The sequence below is a fragment of the Achromobacter ruhlandii genome, from assembly GCF_902859695.1.
GTDB classification, from domain to species: Bacteria; Pseudomonadota; Gammaproteobacteria; order Burkholderiales; family Burkholderiaceae_B; genus Achromobacter; species Achromobacter ruhlandii.
Map to the genome: position 1 here is coordinate 200,928 of NZ_CADIJL010000007.1, position 24,366 is coordinate 225,293.

Genomic DNA, 24,366 nt, shown 5'->3' on the forward strand with positions numbered 1-24,366 from the left:
ATCGCCGCGCCGATCCGCCCGGCCGGGCGTCGCGTCGCGTCGCATGCCCTCCGGGCATTGCGACGCCGGGCCGGCCGTGTCGTTACTTCTGCGGCGTATAACGCAATTCGTCGAGTTGATAGCCCTGCGCCGTAGCGGCGGCCAGGGCGCGGTCCAGGTCTTCCTTGGGCAGTTGCGGCGAGCGCGACAGGATCCACAGGTACTTGCGGTCGGGCGTGCCGACCACCGCCCAGCGGTAGTCCGGGTCCAGTCCGATGACCCAGTAGTCGCCCTTGAACGGCTTGAAGAACGAGACTTCGAGCTTGGCGTTGTTGCTGCCTTCGACCACCGTGGCGGTGCCCGAGGCCGAGTCGATGTCGCCGTCCTTGGTGCGGCAGCGGTTGTTGACTCCCACGGTGCCGTCCGGATGCAGCGTGTATTCCGCGGTGGTGTCGCCCACGCAATTGCGCTGGAAGAACATCGGGAAGTTGGCGATCTCGTACCACATGCCGGCATAGCGCTTCAGGTCGACCGACTCCACGGTCTGCATGGGCGGCGGCGCGGCGTGGGAGATTCCGGCCGCGCTGGCGGCGACGGCCAACAGTAATGTTGCAATGCGGCGCATGGGGAAAGCCTCCTGATCCAAAACCCTAACGATACGCCTTATTTGCGCGGCGCCTTCAGCGCGGCGTGGTAGCGGGCGACGTAGGTATCGAAATCGACGTCATCGGATTGCTCGATGCGCCGCTGTTCGGCGCTGGAGTCCAGCGCGGCCTGGCGGTATTCGGCCGCCACGTCCGCCGGCAGCGGCTGGGCCCGCAGTGACTGCGCATGCTCGCGGCTCTGGCGCAGCGAATAGTCGTGGAACGATTCGCCGCTGTCGACCAGCGCGGCCAGCAGGCGCGCCGACGGCGTGGCGTCGGGCCGGCCCAGCTTGGCGCGCTGCGCGGCCAGGCTGTCGGCATAGGCGCTGCCGCCCAGGGCCGAATCGTACAGGGCCGCGTAGGGCGCGATCTGGTCCAGCAGTTCCTGGCCCCATTGCGCCAGGCCGATGGCCTTGCCGTCGCGGTCCAGTTGCAGGCCGGGCTTGCGGCCTTCCTTGACCACGGTGGAGAAGTTGTCGGCGCTGCGCTGACAGTAGCCGTTGGCGGGGAAGAAGGGGCTGTCGGAGGCGGCGCAGAACAGCAGGAAGGCGTCGACGAAGCGGCTGGTGTCGGCATCGATGCCCACCGGCGATTCGGGGTTGATGTCCAGGCAGCGCACTTCCACGTACTGCACGCCGCGCTCGGCCAGCGCGGTGATCGGGCGCTCGCAGCGGCCGGTGGCGCGCTTGGGGCGGATGCTGGAGTAGTACTCGTTTTCGATCTGCAGCACGTTGGTGTTGAGCTGGATCCATTCGCCATTGCGATGCGTGCCGAGCTTTTGGTAGTCGGGCCACGGCTGCGTGACCGCGTCGTACAGGCGGCCCAGGAAGGTATCGAGATCGTTGTAGCAGAGCTTGAGCTGCGACTGGGCCTTGTTCTGGTAGCCCAGGTCGCTCATGCGCAGGCTGGTGGCGTGGGGCAGGTACAGGGTGTGGTCGCCCAGGCGTTGCAGGCCGTGTTCGCCATCGCGCAGGAAATCGCGGGCCAGCGCCGGCGCGGCGCCGAACAGGTACATCAGCAGCCAGGAGTAGCGCGTGAAATTGCGGATCAGGCCGATGTAGCCGCGCGAGCGGCGGTCCTGGTCGGTGCCGGGCTGGGTGTCGAGCACCGACCACAGCGCTTCGGGCAGCGAGAAGTTGTAGTGGACGCCGGCGATGCATTGCATGGTCTTGCCGTAGCGCTCGGCCAGGCCGCGGCGGTAGACGTGCTTGAGCATGCCGGTGTTGGACGTGCCATACCAGGCGATGGGAATGTCGGCCTCGGCCGGCAGCGTGGCCGGCATCGACTGGTTCCAGATCAGCTCGTGGTCCAGCACGCTGTAGACGTGGCGGTGGGTGGCGGTCAGTTCGGCCAGCAGGGCGTCGACGTTGTCGTGGGTGCCGGTGATCAGTTCGAGCAGCGATTCCGAATAGTCGGTGGTGACGTGTTCGTTGGTCAGCGCGGAACCGAGCCCGGCCGGGTGCGGCGTGCGGGCCAGGATGCCTTGCTCGTCGACGCGCAGGCCTTCTTTCTCGATGCCCCGCAGGGTCTGGGTCAGTAGCGAGCGGTTGGCCTCCAGGCGGGAGAGGCGTTGGGCGGCGGTATCAGTCACGGAATCTTCTCGATGGGGTCTGTCGCCGGATTTTACGGGGTGCTGGCCTCCTCTGCCGAGGGAGCCTGTACTGGGGACAGGGACAATTGCGCGGCGGTGCGCGCCAGCCACTCGTCCAGGTCGGCGTAGACCGGGTCGGCGATGGGGGCGGTTTCGTTGAAAATCTCGTGCCAGGCGGTGTCGTACCAGCGCAATGTCAGCAATTCGGCGGGCGCGCGCTGGGCGAACTGGCGGCTGCCCTCGGCCGCCACGATGGAATCGTCGCCGGCCACCATCAGCAGGGTGCGGCAGGCCAGGAGATGGGCTTCCCGCAGGGAATCGCGGCCGCCGTCATCGACGAAGCGGGCCAGCCGGCCGGTCATGCTGCGCCGCACCAGGGGGTCGGACCGGTAGGCCTTGACCACCGCCCGGTCGTGCGAGATGCGGGCCGGCGCCAGGCCGTGAGGAACCCGCAGGTCCGGCGCGTGCAGCGACATCCAGGTCAGGGTACGGCGCACCCACAGGGGCACGTTGACCACGAAGGGCGGCGAACTCAGCACCAGGGCGTCGATCGGGGCCAGCCGCTGCAGGGCGATCCGCACCGCCACCAGGGCGCCCAGGCTGTGGCCCAGCAGGATCGGCGGGCGGCCGTGGGCGGCGGTCCAGTCGGCCAGGCGCGCCACGGCGTCGGTTACCAGGTCCTCCTGGCGCGCCAGGGTGGCGGGCCGGCCGCCGGAGCGGCCATGGCCGCGGTGGTCGTGGGCGCCCACCGTCCAGCCGCGCGCGGTCAGCCAGCGCGCCAGCCGGTCATAGCGCCCGGCATGCTCGCTCAGGCCATGCAGCAGGTAGATGCCGGGCGTGCCGGGGCCGATGATCGGCGGGGGCACATTCGGGGCGGCGGGCCAGACATAATTGGCCAGGGGCGTGCCGTCGGGCGCTGGGGTGGTCGAAATCGGCGACAATTTGGGGCTGTCCTCGAAATGAAAAGACCGTGGGGTCTTTACGGTAATGACGATTTCATCGCTGTTTCGTTTCATGTTCAAGAAAGCCGGCCTGATTCTTGTGGTGGCCCTGCTGGCCAGCGCCTGCTCGCCCCGTTACAACTGGCGCGAAGTGGACGTGGCGGACGGCCGGGTGCGGGCGGCGTTCCCGGACCGCGTGCAGACCGAGACCCGCCAGCTGCGGCTGGACACCCATACGCTGTCGTTCACGCTGGCCACCGCCACCGTGGGCGAGGCGGTGTTCGCGATCGGATCGGCGCCGCTGCCGCCGGAGATCGCGGCCGACCCCGTGGCGCGGCAGGCGCTGGGCATGGCCCTGATGCGCTCGCTGTACGTCAACATGCAGGCGCCGCCGCCCACCGAATGGCCGCCCTACGGGCAGGACATCGACGTGCAGGGCAAGGCCATGGGCAAGCCTGGCTGGCTGCGGGCGCGGGTGTGGGTGACCGACACCATGCTGATCGAGGCGGTGGCGGCGGGCACCGAAGCCAGCCTGCCCGAGGAACGGGCGCGTGAATTCCTGAGGTCGGTCGTGGTCAAGCCGTGACGGTTCACACCAATCCCCGCCGGATCGCCGCCGCCACCGCGGCGCGGCGGCCGCGCACCTGCAGCTTGCGGCAGGCGTTGCGCAAATGGAAATTGACGGTGCTTTCGCTGATGTCGAGGATGCGGGCGGTTTCCCAACTGGTCTTGCCGATGGCGCTCCAGTGCAGCGAGGCCGATTCTCGCGGCGACAGGCGGATGGCGGCGGGCGCCCGCGGCGGGGCGAAAGCGGGTTTGGCGGACATGGCGGATACGGCGTGGTGCGACTGGCAAAAGACAACCCATGCTCCGGCCCGGGATGGCCGACGGACAAGCGCCGATGCCGCTACGTATCTCACTTTGAATCTCTGATGGAATAAACGGATGCTGGCCATCGCGCAGTTCTATTTGTCGGCCATCGTGCTAATGCTGCCCCTGTTGTCGTGCGTCGGCATCGGCGTGTTCTGGGGCAAGCGCGACCTGCCGTTCGGCGGCGCCTTCATCACCACCCTGGTCACGTCCGTGACCACGCCGGCGCTGGTGTTCCATACCTTCGTCACCACCCACCTGGACGACCGCGCGCTGGCCGACGTGGCGGCCGCCACGCTGCTGGCGCTGCTGCTGTGCGCACTGGCCTGCGCCGCGCTCCTCAAGCTGGGCCGCCTGCCGGTGCGCACCCTGTTGCCGACGGCCTTCCTGCCCAACGCCGGCAACCTGGGCCTGCCGATCTCGCAACTGGCGTTCGGCGATGCCGGACTGTCGGTGGCGGTGGCGTTCTTTGCCGTCAATTCTTTCGTGATGCACACCATCGCGGTGCGGCTGCTGCCCGGCGTCAACACCAAGGGCAGTTGGAAGAGCCCGATCCTGTTGGCCTCGGTGGTGGCCGTGGCCATGCGCCTGCTGCACATCCCGGTGCCGGCCTGGCTGATCGAGACCGCCCGCATGCTGGGCGCCGTGACCGTGCCGCTGATGCTGCTGAGCCTGGGGCATGCATTGGCGCTGATCCCGGCCAATGGCCTGCGCGATGGCGCCAAGGTGGCGGCGATGCGGCTGGTGACCGGACTGGCCGCGGGCCTGGCGATCGTGTGGATCCTCGATCTGGAGCCGGTGCTGGCCGGTGCGCTGACGCTGCAGATGGCCATGCCGTGCGCGGTGGTCAGCTACATGTACGCCAAGCGCTACACCGCAATGGGCGATACGGCCGCCGGCGCGGTGCTGGTGTCGACCGTGGTGTTCCTGTTGCTGGCGCCGCTGATGCTCTGGTTCAGCCACGCCGGCCCATAGGGTCTGTTCACTCTGGCAAGAGCCTCACACAGGCAGGCAATCGGGCGCCTGGCCTGGCGGGGGCGCCACCGCGCGCCGCCGGGCAACGGCGGCCGCGTTTTTTTTGCGTGCGCTCATGCGGTCCGCGCCGCCGGAATGTGATGCCTCGTGTCATTTTTCCGCCCCGATTTCCGCCCTTTGAGGACTGCGCATTCCGGCCGTCCGATTCTGGATAGCGCGCGCTTCTTTCGCCGCAGGCATTCAGATACTTTGTGTATCCAATTGACCGTGGTGGTCGATTCGCTCACTTAATTTTGTGCGTCGGCCGCGCGGTCTTTTCGTCCATTTCAGGTACCTGGAATCAACGCATTCCTCGTGATTCAGGTTCCGGCGACATCGTCGCGGCCGATGTTGGAAGTATCAAAATGCCTCAGCCCGTTCCCTTGCGGAAATCCATCGCCCATCGCGCGGCCCATTCCAATACGGAATCGTCTCCTGGCAAGATGCCTGCCGACCGTGGCGGGCCCCTGTCCTGCCACGGCATGCGAGCGCTGCTGCTAGCGCTGGCCGCGGCCTTCGCCTCGCCCACGCCAGCCAGGGCGGCCGGGTTGCCCGACTTGCCGGCGCCGCAAGCCGGCGACAAGCGCGAACTCGAACGGGCCTTCGCTTCGTTCCTGCAGGACTCCGCGCGGGCCGAGCAGGCGCGGCGCGATGCCCGCGGCAATCCCATGATGGCCGCGGCGGCCGACACGCGCATGGGCGCGTCAAATGCGAACCTGACCGTGCCCGTGGGCGACGGCACCCTGGCGCTGGGGCGGGATTCCTTCGCGCTGTCCACGCCCGATTCGCGTTTCCGGGTCGGCGGCGGCGCCATGGACAACGCGCCGATCGGCCGCATCGAATATTCCCGGCTCATCACCGATCGTTTCGCGCTCGGCGCGAGCGTGCAGCTCGGTGAATACCAGCGCGAACTGATCGGCCGCGGCATTTTCGTCGACGCCAGCAAGCAATACGAATTCGACGCCGCGGTGTCGCTGATGAAGGGCCGGCCGTCGTTCGATTTCGATTCCGGCAGCGCGCGCGTGCCGGTCACACAGTTGGCGGGCATCGTGGCGGCGCGCCGCCTGTTCGCACCGGAATCGGGGCTGGGACTGCATGCGCTGGGCGCATCCGCGTGGGGCGCGCGCGCCCACAGCCCGAACGACCTGTCGAGCCGCACGGTGGTCGAGGACTACGCCAGCTACACCCGGGTGCTGTACGACCCGCGCCGCATCTCCACGGGCCGCTTGTTCGGCGCCAGCGTCGACATGCAATACGCGCCGTTCTCCACGCTGGTGCTCAACACGTCGCTCGGCTTGGAACACGAACGCTATCCGATGGGCGACGGCTCGGTCGAGAGCCGCCACCGTCCCTATCTGTCCGGCGGCGTGAAGTTCGCGGTCTACAAGGACTACCTGTTCGACATGCGCGTATCGACCGGCGTGTCGCGCGACCTGGTCGCCAGCCTGTCGGGCGACAAGGCGCGGCTGTCGTTCGGCATGTCGCGCGGCCGCGATGGCGCGCTCAACAGCAAGACGGTCATGGTCTACGTCGACCTGATGAAGCTGATCTCGCCGTCGCGCTATACGTCCGACGGCAGCTCGCTGGCCATGCGCGAATCGCTGCGGCAGTACACCGGCGAGCGCCTGCTGGACAAGGCCGTCACGCGGCCCGACCGCATTCCGCAGACGTTCCTGGCCAAGGTCGACCGCACCGGCGTGCAGGAAGTCTTCATCGAGAAGGCCGGCCTGCCGCCGGGCGCCAAGGTCAGCGCCGATGGCCAGCGCCTGACCATCGCCGTGGGCAGTGGCGCGCTGACGCTGGCGGCCGTGCAGAAAAACGGCGCCGCGGTGGCGATGCTGCCGCAGTTCGCGGTCGCGCCCGCGCAACTCTCGGTCGACCTGTTCAGGCTGCCTGTGCCGGCGCAGACCGACGAGTACGTGGTGCGTGTCAGCGACGCCACCATGGCGACCTACAACGTCAAGATCACCGTGGGCCGCAAATGAACGGCCGGATGAAGATGTCAAAATACCTCCAAACCCTTTCCGACCTGGTCGCCTACTTCCTGGCCGGGGTCTGCCTTGTCCTGGGCCTGTCCTGGACCGGCGCGACATTTGCGCAGTCGCGGCTGAGCGTGATCAACGTTGTCGTCGAGAGGGCCACCGCGACTCCGACGCTGAGCTTCGCGCAACCGGCGCTCACCCTGACGCTCGGCGACACGGCCGCCAATCCCGCGCGCAGCGACCAGCCGGCCAGCAAGGGGGCCATCACCTACCGTTCCAGCGATGACGCCATCGCGCGCGTCGCCGCCGATGGCACGGTCACCGCGGTGGCCCCGGGCACCGCCACCATCACCGCCACGCAGGCGGCCGACCTGCCCGCGTTCGAGGCGGGCACCGGCAGCTATCAGGTGGCTGTCGTGGGGCCCCTGTCGGCCAGCGCCAACTTCACCTCCAGGACCTGGCTGGTCAACGAACCGGTCGGTGTCGCTGTGGTTCCCGTGAGTGGCAGCGGTGGGATCGGCAAGCTGCGTTATGCCGTCTCCCCGGCCTTGCCCGCGGGGTTGGATTTCTCGGTGGACTCCGGCACCCTGACGGGTAGCGCCAGCGCCCAGTCGCCGCTGACTACCTATACCGTGACAGTGACCGACGGCGCCACGCCGCCGGGATCGGCCACGGCCACATTCAACCTGGAGGTCGGGCCGGCCATGCGCTCCTTCATCAACAGCGCCACCTTGACCTGGGTGGCGCAGGTAGGTGATGCGCTCAGTGGCACGCCAATGTTGGCCGACGGGGGAATCGGTACGCTCAGCTACGCCGTTGCGCCGGCGCTACCGGAGGGGCTGACAATGAATGCGGCAAACGGCCTCATCACAGGGTCGGCCGCGGTTGCATCGCCCCTGACCGAGTACACCGTGACGATCACTGATAGCGCCTCGCCCGCGCACCAGGTTAGCAGTACCTTCACGTTGGAGATCAGGGGCGCGCTGACGGCGGTTCCTTTCTCCTCGGAGAGAACGCGGGCGGCCGTGGGCTATAAGCTCAGCTATCAGCCGGTGAGTGCCGCGGGCGGTGTGGGCGCGCTTCATTACGCCATTTCCCCCGCATTGCCGTCGGGACTGAACCTGGATGAGGCGACTGGGGCGTTGACAGGAGCCGCGGTCGCGGTAGCGCCCTTGACTACGTACACCGTCACGGTTACCGATAGCGATACGCCGGCGCATACGGTCACGGCCAGTTTCATGATGGAGATTGATGAAATGCTCCTGGCGACGTCTCGGGTCGATTTGGTCTCCGTGATGGCGGAAGATCCCGTGACGGTAACGGCTCCGGTCAATGCTTCTGGGGGTGTGGGTACGTTCCATTTCGAGATTTCACCTGCGTTGCCGCCCGGCCTGGCCATGAATGCGAGCGACGGCAGCATCTCCGGTTCCGCCGTTGGCGAGTCGGCCGAGACCGTTTACACCGTCACCATCAGCGACAGCATCGCGCAGAGGGCCAGCGCGACCTTCTCGCTCCGGGTTTTTCCGACGCTCAAGACGTTCGTATTCAATGCCAGCGAAACGCATCGGGTAAATGACACGGTTTCCTATACGCCGGCCACCACCTCGGGCGGCTTGCGTCCGTATCACTACACCGTGACGCCGGCGTTGCCGGCGGGGCTGGTCATGAATGAGGGAACCGGCGCCGTCACCGGGATCGCCACTGCGGCGTCCGCGTTCACCATATATACCTACACCGTGATGGATGGCCTCGGGCATTTTGTGACTGGCAAGTTCTCTCTGCTGATCGAACCGGAACTGTCCGCGATCACGGTGACTCCGACGATCTCCGTGGTGGCCGATGCCAACGTCATGGAAATCCCGATCAAGGCCGAGGGCGGCCTGGGCCTGCATCATTTCAGCGTGCAGCCTGCCTTGCCGGCCGGGCTGACGATGGATGAACTGAGCGGCGCGATCAAGAATATTCCCGGCACGCGGATCGAGCTGTCGCCCGAGACCGTGTATTCCGTCACGGTCACGGACAGCGCCAATCCCCGGCAGTCGGCATCTGCCACCTTCAAGCTGGGCGTATCTCCCAATCCGGGCATCGCCATTACACTGAATGCGCCGGCAAAGCCCCAGCGCGTCAATCAGGCCTTCCCGCCCTACGCGCCGGTGACGGCGTCCAGCGGCGTCGGCAGCGCGCTCACGTACAAGGTGGCGCCAGCGCTGCCGGCCGGGCTGTCGATGGATTCCGCCACCGGCATCATCTCCGGCATGCCGACTGTCGAACAGATTGATGACGACGCCGCCAGGTACACCGTCACGGTCACCGACAGCGCTTCGCCTGCCCATGAGGCCGAGGCCCGTTTCGGCCTGGTGACGTACCAGTTGCCGACGGCGACGGTCCTGGAGTCGTCGAAGACGTATCAGGTCGGGGAAGCCGTCAATTATCAACCCGCGTCAGGCGTCAGTGCCGCGGGGCGGCCGGTCACCTATCGCGTGGCGGGAGGCGGATTGCCCCCCGGGTTGAAGATGGATCCCAACACGGGTGTCATTACTGGCATGGCCCGCGAGAAAATGAAGAACGAATTCTTCGTTTATATCTCCGACCTTGCCGTACCAGGCGTTGTGTCCGCCTCGGCTTTCTTCTCGCTGGAGATCGTGCAGCCGGCGGTGCCGTGATCGTCTGCGCGGCAGTGGATGGGGGGGCGGACCAAGGGTTGGTCAGCCCGAGTGGCGATCGGGCCGCCGCCACAGGGGCCGGCCAGATCGTCACGGGTCATGCCGAAGAGGGGTCATGGCGAGGAGCGTCGGGCCGGCTGTGCCCGGCGGCCGGTGCGATCCCGGGGAGCAGCCGCCAGGGACAATATCAAGCCACGCCCGCCATGGCGCGCAACTGCGCCATCAGCGCCTCGGGAATCTCCACCCCATGCTTGAGCGCTTCGTCGCGCAGCTTGCGGCGGCGATCGCCGGGCAGGCGCACGCCGTCGTCTTCCAGCATGGCCTCCACCAGCGTTTCGACTCTTTCCAGGTAGGCCTCGTTGCCCGCCAGCGCGCCCGGGTCGATGGCCATGAAGGCCTGCCCCAGCCGCGCCGGGCCACCCTCGTCGACGAAGAACGACTCGGTCTCGAAACCGAAGTGCGAGCCGGTCAGGGCGCAGGCCAGCAGTTCGATGATCAGCGCCAGCATCGCGCCCTTGACGCCGCCGGCTGGCAGCATGCTGCCGGCCAGGCCGGCCTTGGGATCGGTGGTGGGCTGGCCGTCGGCGTCCAGCGCCCAGCCCAGCGGGATCGGCTGGTTGTCGCGCGCCGCGATCATCAGCTTGCCGCGCGCCACCTGCGACAAGGACAGGTCGATGACGATGCGGCCGCCGCCGCGACGCGGAAAGACGGCGGCGATGGGGTTGGTGCCAAACAGCGGACGCTTGCCGCCCCAGGCCGGCATGGCGGCGGGCGAGTTGCTCAGCGCCAGCGCCACCAGGCCGGCATCGGCCAGGGCTTCCAGGTGATAGCCGGCCTCGCCGAAATGGTGGCTGTTGGCCACGCCGATGAAGGCCACGCCGTGTTCGCGCGCGCGGCGGCCGGCTTCGGCCACCGCCAGCGCGCACGCCGGGAACGCCAGGCCCGAGCCGGCATCGATCAGCGCCGCGCCGCCGCGCTCGTGCACGATGCGCGGCACGGCGTTGCCGATGGCGCGTCCGGTGCGCAGGTGGCCGGCGTAGAACGGCACGCGCGACAGGCCGTGGGAACTGAGTCCCTGGCTTTCGGCGAAGACCAGCGCGCGGGCGGTGCTGTCGGCCATGGCCGGGTTGGCGCCCGCGGCGGCCAGGCTGGCCGCGGCCAGGTGTTGGAGTTCGTCCAGATAGATGTGAGCCATATCCTTCCTGTCAGGGAGGCGCGCCGCGCTTCATCGGGCACCGCCGGTAAGCGCTATTGTCACACCGGCGGCCACCATGTCGGAAACGCGGGTGTTGGCTTCCCGCGTCAGGCCGGCGATGTGCGGGGTCAGGATCAGGTTGGGCGCGCCGGCCAGCGGGCCGCCGGCGGGCAACGGTTCCTGTTCGAACACGTCCAGCGCCGCGCCGCCCAGGTGCCCGCCGCGCAAGGCCGCCGCCAGCGCGGTCTCGTCGACGATGCCCCCGCGCGACGTGTTGATCAGCACCGCGCCCGGCCGCATGCGGGCGATGCGGGCGGCGTCCAGCAGGTGGCGGGTGCCGGCGGTCAGGGGCACGTGCAGGGTGACGGCGTCGGCCTGGGCCAGCAGGTCGTCCAGTTCCAGCCGCGTGGCGCCGGTTTCGGCCCAGGCGGGATGATCTGCCGGCAAGGCGGCGTCACAGGCGACGATGCGCATGCCCAGCCCGGCCGCGAGCCGCGCGGTCAACTGGCCGATGCCGCCGAACCCCACCACGCCCAGGGTGCGGCCGTGCGCCTCCAGGCCTTGCGACAAGGCCGCGCGCGGCCACTGTCCGCCCGCCACCTCGGCACTGGCGGCATAGGCGCCCCGCAGCAGCGCCAGCAGCGTGCCGATGACGTATTCCGACACCGCGCGCGCGTTGGCGCCGGTGGCCGGCACCACCTGGATGCCACGCGCGGCGCAGCCGGGCAGGTCGATGTTATCCAGCCCCACGCCCAGCCGGCCGACTGCCCGCAGGCGCGGCGCGGCCGCCAGCAGCGCCGCGTCCACCTGGCTGCGGTTGCGCACGATGAGGGCGTCGGCCTGGCCGGCAGCGCGCAGCAGGGCTTCGCGCCGCTCCACCAGGTCGGGGGCGTAGCGCACGTCGAAGCGCTGGCGCAGCGCGTCGACCGCGGGCGCGTCCATGAATTCCGAGATAAGCACGTGCATGGCGGCTCCGGCGTCAGGCGATCTGGATGTTGGCGTCGCGGATGATCCTGGCCCAGCGGTCGACCTCGGATCGCAGATAACTGCCGAATTCCGCCGGTCCGCGCGGCTGCGGCACGAAGCCCAGTTGTTGCAGGGCCTGCTGCATGGCGGGCTGCGAAATCTGTTTGACGATGGCATCGCCGATGCGCTGCACCAGCGCCGGTGGCGTGCTGGCGGGCGCCATGACGCCGGTGAAATTCTCCACGATCAGGTCCGGCAGGCCGGCCTGCGCCACGGTGGGCACGTCGGGCAGATCCCGGCTGCGCTCCCGGGTCGTGATGGCCAGCGCCCGCAACGATCCGTTCTTCACGTGCGACAGGGATTCGGGATAGTTCGAGAACACCACGTCCAGGTGGCCGCCGATGAGGTCGGTCAGCGACGGCGCGCCGCCCTTGTAGGGCACGTGCATCAGCGGCGCGCCGGTCAGCTTCTGGTACAGCGCCAGCGTCAGGTGCGGCGGCGTGCCGTTGCCGCTGGAGCCGGCCGCCAGCGGCTTGGCGGCCGCCGCGCGGGCCAGGTCGTCCATGGTCTTGATCGGGCTCTTGGCGTTGACCACCACCATGATGGGCGAGGACGCCAGGCCGGCCACCGGCGTCAGGTCGCGGGTCAGGTCGTAGCCGGCCTTGCCGGCGAACAGGGTGGCATTGGCGGCGTGCGACAGGGTGATGGCCAGCCAGGTATAGCCGTCAGGCGCGGCGTGCGAGACGTGAGCGGCGCCGATGTTGGCGCTGCCGCCGGGCTTGTTCTCCACCACCACGTTCCAGCGTTCGGCGTCGCCAAGCGCCTTGCCCACCTGGCGGGCGGCCACGTCGGTCAGGCCGCCGGGCGGGAAGGGCACGACGTAGTTGATGGGGCGATTGGGCCAGTTGCCCTTCTGCGCCAGCGCCTGTTGCCACGGCGCCAGCGCACAGAGGCCGGCGGCGCCCAGCGCGCCGAGTACGCGCCGGCGTTGCGCGTCGTCGATAGGGGGGTGTTGCTCGCGGTTCATCGGTCTTCCTCCTTGGGGATGGGCGCCCGGGTAGGAATGCTTGCGCCTGTGCTGCCGTGGCGGCTTGCGCCCGGGTCTGCATGCATTTTTTGCGTGTGCTGCGAGGGACTGCGGGTGCTGCGCGAGAGCGAGGTGTTGCAAGGGCTGCGGGTGCTGCGCGAGAGCGAGGTGTTGCAAGGACTGCGGGTGCTGCGCGAGAGCGAGGTGTTGCAGGGACTGCGGGTGCCGCGCGAGAGCGCGGTGTTGCAAGGACTGCGATTGCGGCAGGGCCGCCGCCGCGACGGTCCCGCGCGCGGCGGCGCGGACGGCCGCCGCGCGCCGGGCCGGGACCCCGTCAGGCGCTTTCGAAGATGCGGGTCAGGACGAACTCGCGGTGCCCCAGGGCCTCGGCCGCGGTCCAGCGGCCGTTGGCGGTGGCCAGCATGCATTCGAGCAGCTTGTCGCCGGCCTGGTTCAGGTCGATTTCGCGTTGCAGCAGGGCGCTGGTGTCGACGTCGATGTGTTCCGACATGGTGCGCACGGTGCGCGGATTGGCGCAGATCTTGATGACCGGCAGGATCGGGTTGCCGATGACGTTGCCCTGGCCGGTGGGGAAGAAATGCACCGCGTAGCCCGAGGCCGCGCACAGCGTCACCATCTCGGCGGCGGCCGAGGACGAGTCCATGAACCACAGGCCCGGGCCGTCGGGAATCTCGGCCTTGTCGATCACGCCGTCGACGCGGCACTGCTTGCCGATCTTCTGGATGTTGCCCAGCGCCTTTTCCTCGATGGTGGTCAGGCCGCCGGCGATGTTGCCCTTGGTGGGCTGCGATTCGGACAGGTCGCTGGTCTTCCAGCGGTCGATCATGGCCTGGTAGCGGTCGAACATGAACATGAAGCGTTCCCGCACGGCGTCGTTGGCGCAGCGCTCGGCCACGATGTGCTCGCCGCCGGTCAGTTCCGAGGTCTCGCCGAACACCAGCGTCGAGCCCAGCGCGTAGAGTTTGTCGAAGGCGTTGCCGACGGTGGGGTTGGCGCCACAGCCCGAGGTGGTGTCGGACTCACCGCACTTGGTCGAGACCCACAGGTCGGAGATGGGACACGTGCTGCGGGTGAGCGCGGTGGCGTAGTGCACGAATTCCTTGGCGCAGCGCGAGGCGCGCATGATGGTGTCGTGGTCGCCGTGTAGTTCGATGCTGAAGCCCATGACCGGCTTGCCGGTGGCGGCAATGCCGTCGACCACGCGCTTGGTCCAGCCTTCCTCGATGCCGATCACCACCACCGCCGCGACGTTGGGGTTGCAGCCGGTGCCGATGAGGGTGCGGAAGTGCAGTTCCAGGTCTTCGCCGAATTGCAGGCGGCCGTAGGGGTGGGGCAGGGCCAGCGTGCCCTTGATGTTGTTGGCGACGGCCTCGGCCGCGGCGTTGGAGATGTCGTCCACGGGCAGCACGATGACGTGGTTGCGCACGCCGACCCGGCCGTTGTCGCGGCGGTAGCCCTGGAAGGTGGTCTGAGCATTGATGACGGACATGATGGTTTCCTGTGTGGGCGAAGGATCGGCTTACCAGCGCTTGGTCTTGATGTTGTGCACGTGGGCGTGCTGGCCGGCCTGGATCGGCGCGACCACGCGGCCGATGTCCACGCCGTACTTGTAGACCGTGTCGCCCACGGCCATGTCCTTCATCGCGACCTTGTGGCCGATGGGGATGTCCTGCGAGGCCCGCACATGGATGATCTTGTCCTCGTCCATGATCCAGGCATTGAGCTCCGTTCCGGCGGTCAGTCCTTCCACCACGGCGACCGCCACCGTGTCCTTGGCATCGTGCAATACGGCGTGAATCATCGTCTTTCCCTCCTGGGTGAGCGCCGCGGCGGAGTGCCGCGGGCGCTTCGGATCACAACGTCCGGCAAATCTTAGGGCGGGCTTTTTTGCATGTCAACTAAATCATATATATGAATTGTATGACTTGAGTGAGGCCCGCTCGCGCCGCTACACTGGAGGCCCGGATTTATTGCGATGCACCCATGAACACCAGCCTGTCATCGACTGTGCCTTTGGGCAGTCCCTTGTACGAGCAGGTCAAGCAGGCCGTGCTTGCCGCGCTGGCCCAAGGCGAATGGAAGCAGGGCGAGGCGATTCCGCCGGAAAAGAACCTCGCCGAGCGTTTCGGCGTGTCGATCGGCACGCTGCGCAAGGCGATCGACGAACTGGCCGCCGAGAACATCCTGGTGCGGCACCAGGGCCGCGGCACCTATGTGGCGGTGCACACCCGCAACCACCACTTCTTCAAGTTCTTCCGCATCCTGCGCCAGGACGGCCACAAGTCGTACCCGACCACCGAGCTGCTGCGCTTTCGTCGCGTCAAGGCCTCGGCCGAGGCGCGCGACAAGCTGGGGCTGCCGGCCGGCGCCTACGTGTTCGAGTTCCTCAACATGCTGTCGCTGAACGGCGACGTGGTCATGGTCGATGACATCTGCCTGCCGGAATCGCGCTTTCCCGGCATGACCGAGGCGCACCTGCGGGAGCGCGCCAGCACGCTGTATGCGCTGTACCAGGACGTCTTCGGCGTCAATGTCATCGCCACGGACGAACGCCTGCGCACCTGCCTGGCGGACCGCGCCCATGCCCGCTGGCTCGGCGTGGCCGAGGGCGCGGCGCTGCTGGAGATCCGCCGCGTGGCTTATTCGTACAACCGCCAGCCGGTCGAATGGCGCATCTCGCGCGTCAATACCGAACGCTACGAATACCTGGGCCACGAGCCCTGGGAGGCGGGGGCCTGAGGCGCATGCCGCCCCGCAGCGGAAGGACGCGGCCGGCGGGGAAGGGGGCTGGCATTCCGATGCGGGCCTTCCCGCGATCACGGCGCTGACGGCCGCGGCCGTTCCCGGCCGCTTGCCGTCCCTGCCGCCAGCAGTGCTAGAATTCCTGCCGCACTACCCAATTTTCGGCGCCGATTTGCCTGATCCGCTTGCGGGCGCCTTCCAATAAATTCAGCTAAAGAGGTCCGTATGACCACTCCTGCCCAACATTTGGCCGGTGATTCGGCCAGCGCCGCGCTCGCGACCCTGCCCGCCGCCGCCATCACGCAGTCCGACGCCGCTGATCCCGGTTCCGTCGGACTCGTCGCTCCCATCTTCCTGCGTTTCGACGAGCCGCTGCCGTTGCTCAGCGGCCAGTCGCTGGCCAGCTACGAGCTGGCGGTCGAGACCTATGGCACGCTCAATGCCACGCGCAGCAATGCGGTGCTGATCTGCCATGCCCTGAACGCCTCGCACCACGTGGCCGGCCAGGCCGCGGACAGCCCCAGCGACGTCGGCTGGTGGGACAACATGGTGGGCCCCGGCAAGCCGGTCGACACCAACGTGTTCTTCGTCATCGGCGTCAACAACCTGGGCTCGTGCTTTGGCTCGACCGGCCCGGCCAGCATCAATCCCGAGACCGGCAAGCCCTGGGGCGCCGCCTTTCCGGTGCTGACGGTGGAGGACTGGGTGCAGGCGCAGGCGCGGGTCGCGGACCACTTCGGCATCGAACGCTTCGCCGCCGTGATGGGCGGGTCGCTGGGCGGCATGCAGGCCCTGAGCTGGGCCATCACGCTGCCCGAGCGCGTGGCCCATTGCGTGGTCATCGCCAGCACGCCGCGCCTGTCGGCGCAGAACATCGGCTTTAACGAAGTGGCGCGGCGCGCCATCATCACCGATCCGGATTTCCATGGCGGCGACTATTACGCGCAGGAAACCGTGCCGCGCCGCGGCCTGTCGGTGGCGCGCATGATCGGCCACATCACCTACCTGTCCGACGACGACATGGCCGAGAAATTCGGCCGCGCCCAGCGCGAACCCGCCGCCAATGGCGCCTACCGCTACGGCTACGACGTTGAGTTCGAGGTCGAGTCGTATCTGCGCTACCAGGGCGAGAAGTTCACCCGCTATTTCGACGCCAATACCTACCTGCTGATCACCCGCGCGCTGGATTATTTCGATCCGGCGCGCAAGACCGGCGGCGACCTGGCGCGCGCGCTGGCGCCGGCCAAGGCCGACTTCCTGCTGGTGTCATTCACCACCGACTGGCGCTTCCCGCCGGAGCGCTCGCGCGAGATCGTGCGCGCCCTGCTCAAGAATTCCAGCCCCGTCACCTATGCCGAGATCGACGCGCCGCATGGTCACGATGCCTTCCTGCTGGACGACGCGCGCTACCATGCCGTGGTTCGCGGCTATTACGAGCGCATCGCCCGCGAATTGGGGCTGACCGACGCCGCTCAGACCGAAGGACGCTCCGCATGAATCCCGTGACTCCCCGTCCCGCCGTCAATACGCTGCGTCCCGACCTGGCGCGCATTGCCAGCTGGATCGAACCCGGCAGCCGGGTGCTGGACCTGGGCTGCGGCGACGGCGCGCTGCTGGCGCACCTGCGCGACCATCGCCAGGTGCGCGGCGCTGGCGTCGAACTGGACGACACCTGCGTCATCGCCTGCGTGCGGCGCGGCGTCGAGGTGATCCAGCAGAACCTGGAAGACGGCCTGGCGCTGTTCGACGACAAGCAATTCGATACCGTGGTGCTGTCGCAGACGCTGCAGTCGATGCATCGCACCGAGCACATCCTGCGCGAAATGGCGCGGGTGGCGCGCCATGGCGTGGTGTCGTTTCCCAACTTCGGCTACTGGCCGCACGGTTGGGCCATCCTGCGCGGCCGCATGCCGGTGACGGGCCAGATGCCGTATCAGTGGTACAACACGCCCAACATCCACCTGTGCACGCTGCGCGATTTCGAGCAGCTGGCTGGCGAACTCGGCCTGCGCATCCTGGAGCGCGCCACCTTCAACGAGGGGCGCGAGATCAAGGCCTTTCCGAGCTGGCGCAGCACGCTGGCGGTGTACCGCTTCGCCTCGCCCTGACATTCTGAAACGCAGGCTGACGGCCCGGGCGCCAGCGCCTAAAATGCCGCAAGCCCGCCGCGCCCGTCCGTGCGCCCGGCCGGGCCGTTTCAGGAGACCGTCATTACCGCTGTATCCAACGTCTACACCAGTCCCCGCGTCGCGCCCCTGCTGGTCCTGGGGTTCGCCAGCGGATTGCCGCTGGCGCTGACCAGCGGCACCCTGCAGGCCTGGGCCACGGTGGCCGGCGTGCCCTTGCAGCAGATCGGTTTCCTGACCCTGGTGGGCACGGCCTACACGCTCAAGTTCCTGTGGGCGCCGCTGGTGGACCGCTATGCGCCGCCGCTGCTGGGCCGGCGCCGCGGCTGGATGCTGGTGACGCAGGTGCTGCTGGGGCTGGCGATCATGGTCATGGGCACGCTGTCGCCGTCCTCGGCGCTGCAGACGCTGGCCCTGCTGGCCGTGCTGGTGGCGTTCCTCTCGGCCACCCAGGATATCGCCTTCGACGCCTATTGCACCGACGTGCTGCGCAAGGAAGAGCGCGGCGCGGGCGCGGCCATCAAGGTCATGGGCTACCGGGTGGCGATGATCGTCTCGGGCGGGCTGGCGCTGATCCTGGCCGACCAGTGGATCGGCTGGGGCAATACCTACGTGGTGATGGGCGGCCTGATGCTGCTGTGCGCGCTGGCGACGCTGTGGGCGCCCGAGCCGGAGCACGTGGCCAAGCCGCCGCGCAGCCTGGGCGAGGCCGTGTCGGCGCCCCTGCAGGAATTCTTCACCCGGCGCGGCGCGCTGGCGGTGCTGCTGCTGATCGTGCTGTACAAGCTGGGCGACGCCTTTGCCGGCGCGCTCTCGACCACCTTCCTGATCCGAGGCGCGGGCTACACGCCCACCGAGGTCGGCGCGGTCAACAAGGTCATGGGCATGGCCGCGACCGTGGTGGGAGCGCTGGCCGGTGGCCTCGTCATGTCGCGCTGGACCCTGTACCGGTCGCTGATGGTGTTCGGCCTGCTGCAGGCGGTGTCCAACCTGGGCTACTGGCTGATCGCCGTCACCCCCAAGAGCATCTGGCTGATGGGCGCGGCGGTGGGGCTGGAAAACCTGTGCGGCGGCCTGGGCACGGCGGCCTTCGTCGGGCTCTTGATGGCCCTGTGCCGCCAGCGCTTTTCGGCCACGCAGTTCGCGCTGCTGTCGGCCTTGTCGGCGGTGGGCCGGACCTATCTGGCCGGGCCTTTGACGCCGCCATTGGTGGAGCATCTGGGCTGGCCCGGATTCTTCCTGGTGACGGTCGTCATCGCGCTGCCGGGCCTGTTGCTGCTGTATCTGCTGCGCGGCCGCATCGAGGCCATGATGCAGGACGGCGACGCCTGACGCCAGGCCCGCCAGGACCCGGCGCCAGGGCGGTGGGCTACGCCTCGTCGGTCAGGCGCACGATCAGCACGTCGCTCGGCAGGGCTTCCAGCAGGCGCTCGGCAACGCTGCCGATGGCCGTGCGCAGCAGGCCGGTGCGGCCATGGGTGCCCGTGACGACCAGGTCGGAACGGTGGTTGAACGAGTATTCCGACAGCACCGTTTCCGGCTGGCCGCATTCCAGCACCACCTTGGGCGGCGCCACGTTGGCCAGTTCCGGCGTTTCGGCGATGAATTCGCGCGAGCTCTGCTCGGCCGCGTGATAAAAGCTGCGGGTCACCGCATCGTCCGGCACGTTCTTGCCCTGGAACGGCACATCATAGGCATGGAACAGCGTCAGGTCGGCGTTGGGCACCAGTTGCAGCGCGGCGCGCAGCGCCCGGCGCGAGCCGGCCGAGAAGTCGGTGGCCACCAGCACGTCGCGGTACGGCTTGCGCGGCCGGTTCTTGACCACCAGCACCGGCTGGCGCGCCTGGCGAACCAGTTTTTCGACCGTGGTGCCCAGCAGCAGACGGCCCAGGGTTTCGTCGCGGGCGAGGCCGGCGATGATCAGCGAGCAGCCGAAGCTGTCGGCGGTTTCCATGATGCGCACCAGCGGATCGCCCGAGACCACCACGACTTCGGTGGCGACGCCGGCGTTGGCGAGGTCCTCGGCCAGCTCGCGTTCGGCCACCGCCTTGTGGTCGGCGGCCAGGCGGCGCCAGACCGGCGTGGTCAGGCGCGGCGATACGCCGTGACTTTCCATCACGTGCAGCACGACCAGCTTGGTATCGAGTTCCTTGGCCAGTTGCAGCGCGCGATCGAGGGCGCGATCGCCCCGCGCGCTGAGGTCGGTGGCCAGTAGGATGGGACCAGGTTGTTGCGACATACGTTTCTCCCGATATGGGGCCCGCCGGTGGCTCCCGCTAGCCCGCCGGTGGCCGAAATCGCCCTTGCGGGCACATCCCCATTGTCCCGCCGGGGCATGGACAGGGGCTTGACCGATATCAACGCGCTTCCAGGGTAAGGGAGGATCGGGCGGGGAGCAATCGCCCGGCCCGTGGGCTGTCAATACAATGGGGCCTGCCGCGCCGCGGCTTCGTCCATCGCCCACCTGTTTCATGTTCTACGACCTTTCTCCTGCCCTGCTGCACACCCTGTACCTGGTCGCCATCGTGGCCGAAGCCATGACGGCGGCGCTGTCGGCCGGCCGGCGCGACATGGACTGGATGGGCGTCTGCATCATCGCCTGCGTTACCGCGCTGGGCGGAGGCTCGCTGCGCGATGTGCTGTTGGGTCACTATCCGCTGACCTGGGTGGTGCACCCCGAATACCTGTGGATGACGGCGGGCGCGGCCTTGCTGACCGCCCTGATCGCGCCGGTGATGCGGCGCCTGCGCAGCGTGTTCCTGCTGGCGGACGCGCTGGGCCTGGTGGCATTCACGGTCATCGGCTGCCAGGTGGCGCAGCTGATGCAGCTGCCGATCACGGTCGTGCTGATCAGCGGCATGATCACCGGCTGCGCCGGCGGGGTCTTGCGCGACGTGCTCTGCAACGAGGTGCCGCTGCTGTTCCGCAAGGAACTGTATGCCAGCGTGTCGGTGGTGACCGGAGCACTCTACCTGGGCGCGCAGTCCCTGGGACTGCCGGCCAACGCGGCCGTGCCCATCGCGCTGGCGGTCGGGCTGGCGCTGCGCCTGCTGGCCCTGCGCTTCAATTGGCAGATGCCGAAGTTCGTATACCGCGACGACTGGCACTGAGATTTCCCGGCACGCGCTCCTGCAACAATTTTCCTATTTGTGTTTCAATAGATTTCTAGTATCTTGTCGCTGTCGCAATACTTGCATCACGCAGTACAAGGGGAGCCGATTGGACGTCAAAGCGCCCGCCACGATTCCGTATTTCCTACAGGAACAGATTCGTGAGTTGATAGTGGATGGCACTATCAGGCCCGGGCAGCCATTGCGGGAACAGGAACTGGAGCAGCGTTTCGGCACCAGCCGCAGCCCCATCCGGGAAGCGCTGCGTCTGCTGGAACTGAGCGGCCTGGTGACCCACGTCCAACGCAAAGGCTTCCGGGTCACCCTGTATTCCGAAACCCAGATCCGCCACCTGTACAAGCTGCGCGCGGAGCTGGAGGCTTATTGCATCCGCCAGGTCGCCGAGATCGACGACATCTCGCCCCTGGTGGCCGAGCTGCGCACCTATGACGAGGCGATCGCCGCCGCCATGGCCAAGCGCGACGTGCGCGCCTATATCGCGGCGCTGCGCGAGTTCTACCTGGCCGGCGCGCGCTTCACCGGCAACGCGCCGCTGGCGGACGTGCTGACCAAGCTTTACGAGCAGGTCGAGCCGCTTCGCTACCTTTTGGCGCGGCAGACCATGGCATCGAACAACCTGCAGACCTATACGCAGGGCATCACGCAGGCGCTGGCCAGCCGCGATTTCGACCGCGCCGCCGAGCTGACGCGCAATTACGTGATCGATGTGCTGCCGGGCATCCTGCGGGCCTACCATGAGGCGTCGCTGCAGGATGCCGAAGAGGCCGCGCCGCGCTACGGGCGCGCCTAAGCCCGTGACCGCGCCCGGCGCTTGAGGTGCCGGCGCGGCCCCGACCCTGCGCAGTGAAGCACGACGGTCCGCCACCCGCGTCCGCGGATGGCGGCGCCGACGGGTTTCAGGCGTGCGCGGCCGGCGTGCGCACGGCGATGCCGGCCCGTTCCAGCGCTTCGCGGATGGCGCGGGCGAACACCAGCGCATTGGGCTGGTCGCCGTGGATACAGAGCGTGTCGGCCTGCACGGGTACGTCCTTGCCGTCGACCGAGCGCACCTTGCCTTCCCGAACCATGCGCACCACTTGCGCCACCGCCTGGTCGACGTCCTCGATCATGGCGCCGGCGCGGGTGCGCGGCGTGAGCGAGCCGTCGTCCTGGTAGGAACGGTCGGCGAAGACTTCGTTGGCCGCCGCCAGCCCGATGGCGCGCGCGGCGTCGATCAGCTTGCTGCCGGCCAGCCCGTACAGCAGTAGCGAGGCATCCACGTCCTTGACCGCCTGGCAGATGGCGCGCGCCAGGGCCTCGTCCTTGGCGGCCATGTTGTAGAGCGCGCCATGCGCCTTGACGTGGTGCAGCCGCGCGCCTTGCGAGGCGGCCACGCCGGCCAGCGCGCCGATCTGGTAGACCGTGATGTCATAGGCTTCGTCCGGCGTGATCGGAATCGCGCGGCGGCCGAAGCCGACCAGGTCCTGCAGGCTGGGATGCGCGCCCAGCGCCACGCCCTGCCTGAGCGCGGCGGCCACGGTCTTGCGCATGGTGGCGGGGTCGCCGCCATGGAAGCCGCAGGCAATGTTGGCCGAGCTGACGAAGGCCAGCACCGCGGCGTCGTTGCCCATGCTCCAGGCGCCATAGCTTTCGCCCATGTCGCAGTTCAGGTCGATGCTTGTGCTCATGATGGGGTTCCTGTGGAGGTTCGGGCTGTTATTCGGGGGGCGCGTGCGAGCTGGCCTCACGGGTGGCCAGGCCCCAGCAGCGCGCGCAGCGGCGCCAGCGCGTCCAGCAACTGGGCGAAGGCGCGTTCGCGCTCGCCGTCCAGGCGTTGCGCCTCGTCGAGTTCGATCATGGCGAACCGCAGCGCGCGTCCCGGCGCGTATTGCGCCAGCAAGGGCAGGTCGACGGTGGCGATCTGCGCGATCTTGGGATAGCCGCCGGTGGTCTGACGGTCGGCCATGAGAATGATGGCCTCGCCGCCCGAGGGCACCTGCACGGTGCCGAAGCAGGCGGCCTCCGACAGCATCTGGCGCGGCTGGCTCATGGACAGCGCCGGACCCTGCAGGCGGTAGCCCATGCGGTCGGACTGCGGGCTGATGCGGAATTCCGCGCCGCCGAAGGCATGGCGGGAGGCTTCGGAGAATTCCTGCCACTGCATGCCGGGCAGGAAGCGGATGGTGTCGCGTTGCTTGTTGCCGAGCGCGCCGGGCAGGTAGATGCGCAGGTCCCACAGGGCCTTTTGCAACGCATCGAGGTCGCGGCCGGCAAGCGTGTGGCGCAGGCCGACCTGGTCGCCCTTGGCCAGCGCGCGGCCTTCGAAGCCGCCGAAGCCGCTGCGCAGATAGGTGGTTTCGCTGCCCATCACCGGCGCCAGCGCAAAGCCGCCGTGCACCGCCAGATAGGCGCGCACGCCGTTGGCCGGCCGCGCGCCAAAGGCCAGCGTGTCGCCGGCGCGGGCGACCAGCGGCCGGTGCCGGGGGATATCCTGGCCGTTGAGCGTGGCGCCCAGGTCGGCGCCCGCCAGCGCGAAGCAGGCCGGCGCGTCGAAGCGCAGCGTCGGGCCGGTCAGGGTCATTTCCAGGGTGGCGGGATCGCCGGTGTTGCCGGCGAGCGCGTTGGCCAGGCGGTGGGCGCGTTCGTCCATGGCGCCGGCGGCCGGGATGCCCTGGTGCTGGTAGCCCTCGCGGCCGCGGTTCTGGAAGCTGGACAGCATGCCCGGCTTGATGACGGCAACGCTCACGGCCGCGCCTCCCGCAGGCGTTGGAATTCGTCGGGGGTGATGGGCACGAAGCGCACCGAGTCGCCCGGTTGCAGATACGCGGCGGGGTCGCGCGCGGGGTCGAACATGGTCAGCGGGGTGGCGCCGATGATGTGCCAGCCGCCGGGCAGGCGGTTGGGGTAGATCACGGTCTGGCGGTTGGCGATGGCCACCGCGCCGGGTGGCACGGCGGTGCGCGGCGAGGCGCGTCGCGGCAGGTTCAGTTTTTCGTCGTGCACGCCCAGGTAGGCGTGGCCGGGGGCGAAGCCCAGCATGAACACCATGCTGCGCGGCCCGCTGTGCAGCGCGATGACGTCGTCGGGAGTCAGGCCGGCGGCGCGGGCGACGTCGTCGAGGTCGGGCCCGTGCTCGCCGCCGTAGCAGACCGGCACGTCGACCTCGCGGCCAGCGGCGGCGTCGGCCTGGATGCCGTCGGCCAGCAGCGTCTCGATGCGTTCGGCCAGGTCGGCGTAGGTGGGGCCGTTGCCCAGGCCGTCGGGCCGGTAATGCACCGCCACCGCCACGAACGACGGCACCACGTCGGTCACGCCCGGCAGGCCGGCGTCGCGCAGCTTGCGCGCCGCCGCCAGGCAGGTGCGGCCGATGGCGGCGTCGATCTGGTCACCGAATGAGACGATCAGGCAGCGGTCGCCCTGGGGCTGGATGCGCCAGGCGGTTTCGGCCGGAGAAGAAGTGTCTGATGTAGCGTTCAACGGCACGAAACCTGTAGA

23 protein-coding genes and 1 riboswitch are annotated in these 24,366 nt (G+C 68.5%); of the genes, 10 read left to right on the forward strand and 13 right to left on the reverse strand.

The genetic code is table 11. The features are described 5' to 3' along the window. Window positions 1-82 precede the first annotated feature (82 nt). Genes HV742_RS11800 through HV742_RS11810 form a run of 3 tightly spaced genes read right to left on the reverse strand, consistent with a single transcriptional unit; the run spans window position 83 to window position 3,155 of the window. On the reverse strand, window positions 83-604 hold the full coding sequence (locus HV742_RS11800) for a lipocalin family protein (protein WP_049070897.1): 522 nt from the start codon (window positions 602-604) through the stop codon (window positions 83-85). A 38-nt stretch (window positions 605-642) separates the two neighbouring features. Next, window positions 643-2,214, reverse strand: a complete 1,572-nt coding sequence (gene gshA / locus HV742_RS11805) for a glutamate--cysteine ligase (RefSeq protein ID WP_175145229.1) — start codon at window positions 2,212-2,214, stop codon at window positions 643-645. 32 nt (window positions 2,215-2,246) lie between these two features. After that, window positions 2,247-3,155, reverse strand: a complete 909-nt coding sequence (locus HV742_RS11810; protein ID WP_063584589.1) for an alpha/beta hydrolase — start codon at window positions 3,153-3,155, stop codon at window positions 2,247-2,249. A gap of 46 nt (window positions 3,156-3,201) precedes the next feature. Here HV742_RS11810 and HV742_RS11815 point away from each other — a divergent pair, with 46 nt between their 5' ends. Beyond that, window positions 3,202-3,741, forward strand: coding sequence for a hypothetical protein (locus HV742_RS11815; RefSeq protein ID WP_049070903.1), 540 nt, complete (start codon window positions 3,202-3,204; stop codon window positions 3,739-3,741). 4 nt (window positions 3,742-3,745) lie between these two features. Here HV742_RS11815 and HV742_RS11820 read toward each other — a convergent pair whose 3' ends face one another. Continuing rightward, complete coding sequence (locus HV742_RS11820) at window positions 3,746-3,982, reverse strand: helix-turn-helix domain-containing protein (protein WP_054418955.1); 237 nt, start codon at window positions 3,980-3,982, stop codon at window positions 3,746-3,748. Window positions 3,983-4,100: 118 nt separating this feature from the next. On the opposite strand from HV742_RS11820, the gene HV742_RS11825 reads away from it, so the two are divergent. The 3 genes from HV742_RS11825 to HV742_RS11835 all read left to right on the forward strand — a co-directional run bounded on the left by HV742_RS11825 (window position 4,101) and on the right by HV742_RS11835 (window position 9,684). Further along, entirely contained in the window at window positions 4,101-5,000 is a 900-nt protein-coding gene (locus tag HV742_RS11825; RefSeq protein ID WP_175145231.1) for an AEC family transporter, read from the forward strand. Window positions 5,001-5,482: 482 nt separating this feature from the next. Further along, entirely contained in the window at window positions 5,483-7,024 is a 1,542-nt protein-coding gene (locus tag HV742_RS11830; protein ID WP_175145233.1) for a hypothetical protein, read from the forward strand. 8 nt (window positions 7,025-7,032) lie between these two features. Beyond that, window positions 7,033-9,684 carry a putative Ig domain-containing protein gene (locus tag HV742_RS11835; RefSeq protein ID WP_175145235.1) on the forward strand — a complete coding sequence of 884 codons (2,652 nt, stop codon included), beginning with the start codon at window positions 7,033-7,035 and terminating at the stop codon, window positions 9,682-9,684. Between the two features lie 187 nt (window positions 9,685-9,871). Here HV742_RS11835 and HV742_RS11840 read toward each other — a convergent pair whose 3' ends face one another. The 5 genes from HV742_RS11840 to HV742_RS11860 all read right to left on the reverse strand — a co-directional run bounded on the left by HV742_RS11840 (window position 9,872) and on the right by HV742_RS11860 (window position 14,694). Then, the gene (locus HV742_RS11840) at window positions 9,872-10,879 is read right to left on the reverse strand and encodes an Ldh family oxidoreductase (protein ID WP_175145237.1); all 1,008 of its coding nucleotides are present in this window, start codon (window positions 10,877-10,879) and stop codon (window positions 9,872-9,874) included. 30 nt (window positions 10,880-10,909) lie between these two features. Then, the gene (locus HV742_RS11845) at window positions 10,910-11,845 is read right to left on the reverse strand and encodes a hydroxyacid dehydrogenase (RefSeq protein ID WP_175145239.1); all 936 of its coding nucleotides are present in this window, start codon (window positions 11,843-11,845) and stop codon (window positions 10,910-10,912) included. 13 nt (window positions 11,846-11,858) lie between these two features. After that, the gene (locus HV742_RS11850; RefSeq protein ID WP_175145240.1) at window positions 11,859-12,872 is read right to left on the reverse strand and encodes a Bug family tripartite tricarboxylate transporter substrate binding protein; all 1,014 of its coding nucleotides are present in this window, start codon (window positions 12,870-12,872) and stop codon (window positions 11,859-11,861) included. Window positions 12,873-13,206: 334 nt separating this feature from the next. After that, the gene (locus HV742_RS11855; protein ID WP_054433131.1) at window positions 13,207-14,382 is read right to left on the reverse strand and encodes a UxaA family hydrolase; all 1,176 of its coding nucleotides are present in this window, start codon (window positions 14,380-14,382) and stop codon (window positions 13,207-13,209) included. A gap of 30 nt (window positions 14,383-14,412) precedes the next feature. After that, complete coding sequence (locus tag HV742_RS11860; RefSeq protein WP_026385179.1) at window positions 14,413-14,694, reverse strand: UxaA family hydrolase; 282 nt, start codon at window positions 14,692-14,694, stop codon at window positions 14,413-14,415. A 182-nt stretch (window positions 14,695-14,876) separates the two neighbouring features. On the opposite strand from HV742_RS11860, the gene HV742_RS11865 reads away from it, so the two are divergent. The 4 genes from HV742_RS11865 to HV742_RS11880 all read left to right on the forward strand — a co-directional run bounded on the left by HV742_RS11865 (window position 14,877) and on the right by HV742_RS11880 (window position 19,093). Further along, window positions 14,877-15,632 carry a GntR family transcriptional regulator gene (locus HV742_RS11865; protein ID WP_054503569.1) on the forward strand — a complete coding sequence of 252 codons (756 nt, stop codon included), beginning with the start codon at window positions 14,877-14,879 and terminating at the stop codon, window positions 15,630-15,632. Window positions 15,633-15,789: 157 nt separating this feature from the next. Then, window positions 15,790-15,871, forward strand: a riboswitch (SAM riboswitch). Next, a complete protein-coding gene (metX, locus tag HV742_RS11870) occupies window positions 15,861-17,132 on the forward strand; it encodes a homoserine O-succinyltransferase MetX (RefSeq protein ID WP_063584595.1) in 1,272 nt (423 codons plus the stop codon). It overlaps the preceding riboswitch by 11 nt. Continuing rightward, window positions 17,129-17,743, forward strand: coding sequence for a methionine biosynthesis protein MetW (metW, locus tag HV742_RS11875; RefSeq protein ID WP_049070919.1), 615 nt, complete (start codon window positions 17,129-17,131; stop codon window positions 17,741-17,743). The genes metX and metW overlap by 4 nt, the downstream gene beginning before the upstream one ends. A gap of 69 nt (window positions 17,744-17,812) precedes the next feature. After that, window positions 17,813-19,093, forward strand: a complete 1,281-nt coding sequence (locus tag HV742_RS11880; protein WP_081330420.1) for a muropeptide transporter — start codon at window positions 17,813-17,815, stop codon at window positions 19,091-19,093. A gap of 37 nt (window positions 19,094-19,130) precedes the next feature. Here the strand turns inward: HV742_RS11880 and HV742_RS11885 are convergent, their stop codons facing one another. Further along, a complete protein-coding gene (locus HV742_RS11885) occupies window positions 19,131-20,000 on the reverse strand; it encodes a universal stress protein (RefSeq protein ID WP_049070920.1) in 870 nt (289 codons plus the stop codon). Window positions 20,001-20,232: 232 nt separating this feature from the next. Here HV742_RS11885 and HV742_RS11890 point away from each other — a divergent pair, with 232 nt between their 5' ends. Further along, entirely contained in the window at window positions 20,233-20,871 is a 639-nt protein-coding gene (locus tag HV742_RS11890; protein WP_049070921.1) for a trimeric intracellular cation channel family protein, read from the forward strand. A gap of 85 nt (window positions 20,872-20,956) precedes the next feature. Beyond that, on the forward strand, window positions 20,957-21,682 hold the full coding sequence (locus HV742_RS11895) for a GntR family transcriptional regulator (protein ID WP_049077407.1): 726 nt from the start codon (window positions 20,957-20,959) through the stop codon (window positions 21,680-21,682). 106 nt (window positions 21,683-21,788) lie between these two features. Here the strand turns inward: HV742_RS11895 and HV742_RS11900 are convergent, their stop codons facing one another. The 3 genes from HV742_RS11900 to pxpB are packed head-to-tail and all read right to left on the reverse strand — an operon-like array spanning window position 21,789 to window position 24,348. Next, the gene (locus HV742_RS11900; protein ID WP_063580559.1) at window positions 21,789-22,559 is read right to left on the reverse strand and encodes a LamB/YcsF family protein; all 771 of its coding nucleotides are present in this window, start codon (window positions 22,557-22,559) and stop codon (window positions 21,789-21,791) included. Window positions 22,560-22,615: 56 nt separating this feature from the next. After that, complete coding sequence (locus HV742_RS11905) at window positions 22,616-23,617, reverse strand: 5-oxoprolinase subunit C family protein (RefSeq protein ID WP_063584598.1); 1,002 nt, start codon at window positions 23,615-23,617, stop codon at window positions 22,616-22,618. Next, window positions 23,614-24,348 (reverse strand): 5-oxoprolinase subunit PxpB, encoded by a 735-nt coding sequence (gene pxpB / locus HV742_RS11910; RefSeq protein WP_175145242.1) that lies wholly within the window; start codon window positions 24,346-24,348, stop codon window positions 23,614-23,616. Before pxpB ends, HV742_RS11905 begins: the two co-directional genes overlap by 4 nt. Between the last annotated feature and the right edge of the window lie 18 nt (window positions 24,349-24,366).

What these genes read in the sequence shown, in the direction of transcription:
- metX (WP_063584595.1), top strand. Translation starts at nt 15,861, where the DNA reads ATGACCACTCCTGCCCAACATTTGGCCGGTGATTCGGCCAGCGCCGCG.
- HV742_RS11850 (WP_175145240.1), bottom strand. Translation starts at nt 12,872, where the DNA reads ATGAACCGCGAGCAACACCCCCCTATCGACGACGCGCAACGCCGGCGC.
- HV742_RS11890 (WP_049070921.1), top strand. Translation starts at nt 20,233, where the DNA reads ATGTTCTACGACCTTTCTCCTGCCCTGCTGCACACCCTGTACCTGGTC.
- HV742_RS11825 (WP_175145231.1), top strand. Translation starts at nt 4,101, where the DNA reads ATGCTGGCCATCGCGCAGTTCTATTTGTCGGCCATCGTGCTAATGCTG.
- HV742_RS11840 (WP_175145237.1), bottom strand. Translation starts at nt 10,879, where the DNA reads ATGGCTCACATCTATCTGGACGAACTCCAACACCTGGCCGCGGCCAGC.
- HV742_RS11830 (WP_175145233.1), top strand. Translation starts at nt 5,483, where the DNA reads ATGCCTGCCGACCGTGGCGGGCCCCTGTCCTGCCACGGCATGCGAGCG.
- HV742_RS11860 (WP_026385179.1), bottom strand. Translation starts at nt 14,694, where the DNA reads ATGATTCACGCCGTATTGCACGATGCCAAGGACACGGTGGCGGTCGCC.
- HV742_RS11845 (WP_175145239.1), bottom strand. Translation starts at nt 11,845, where the DNA reads ATGCACGTGCTTATCTCGGAATTCATGGACGCGCCCGCGGTCGACGCG.
- HV742_RS11885 (WP_049070920.1), bottom strand. Translation starts at nt 20,000, where the DNA reads ATGTCGCAACAACCTGGTCCCATCCTACTGGCCACCGACCTCAGCGCG.
- metW (WP_049070919.1), top strand. Translation starts at nt 17,129, where the DNA reads ATGAATCCCGTGACTCCCCGTCCCGCCGTCAATACGCTGCGTCCCGAC.
- HV742_RS11820 (WP_054418955.1), bottom strand. Translation starts at nt 3,982, where the DNA reads ATGTCCGCCAAACCCGCTTTCGCCCCGCCGCGGGCGCCCGCCGCCATC.
- HV742_RS11865 (WP_054503569.1), top strand. Translation starts at nt 14,877, where the DNA reads ATGAACACCAGCCTGTCATCGACTGTGCCTTTGGGCAGTCCCTTGTAC.
- HV742_RS11900 (WP_063580559.1), bottom strand. Translation starts at nt 22,559, where the DNA reads ATGAGCACAAGCATCGACCTGAACTGCGACATGGGCGAAAGCTATGGC.
- HV742_RS11835 (WP_175145235.1), top strand. Translation starts at nt 7,033, where the DNA reads ATGAAGATGTCAAAATACCTCCAAACCCTTTCCGACCTGGTCGCCTAC.
- HV742_RS11800 (WP_049070897.1), bottom strand. Translation starts at nt 604, where the DNA reads ATGCGCCGCATTGCAACATTACTGTTGGCCGTCGCCGCCAGCGCGGCC.
- HV742_RS11815 (WP_049070903.1), top strand. Translation starts at nt 3,202, where the DNA reads ATGACGATTTCATCGCTGTTTCGTTTCATGTTCAAGAAAGCCGGCCTG.
- HV742_RS11855 (WP_054433131.1), bottom strand. Translation starts at nt 14,382, where the DNA reads ATGTCCGTCATCAATGCTCAGACCACCTTCCAGGGCTACCGCCGCGAC.